The following is a 280-nucleotide window of genomic DNA, read 5'->3' as shown; positions in this document are numbered from 1 at the left end:
ACGCCCTGCTGCCCCGCGGCCAGCGCGCGGCGATAGAAGGCGTTCGATTCCTCGGCCGTGGAAAATCCAGCATATTGCCGGATGGTCCAGGGGCGGCCTGCATACATCGTGGCGCGCGGGCCGCGGGTGAACGGCGCGATGCCGGGCAGGCCGTCCAGGTGGTCCATCCCCTCCAGGTCGTCGCGGGTATAGACCGGCTTGACGGCGATCCCCTCCAGCGTGTCCCAGGTCAGGCTGGAGGGGTCGCGCCCCTTCAGTTCGCCCTGTGCCAGCTTGCGCC

General features: G+C 70.0%; 1 protein-coding gene. It reads right to left on the bottom strand.

Going from position 1 to position 280, the window contains the following annotated elements; genetic code table 11:
• Positions 1–280, bottom strand: a 280-nt coding sequence (locus tag TW83_RS18740) for a methylmalonyl-CoA mutase family protein (protein WP_045984303.1), incomplete at both ends; no start/stop codon positions are given.

The organism is Paracoccus sp. S4493, from assembly GCF_000967735.1.
In the GTDB taxonomy this organism is placed as follows: domain Bacteria; phylum Pseudomonadota; class Alphaproteobacteria; order Rhodobacterales; family Rhodobacteraceae; genus Paracoccus; species Paracoccus marcusii.
This window is presented reverse-complemented; position numbering and strand designations above follow the sequence as displayed.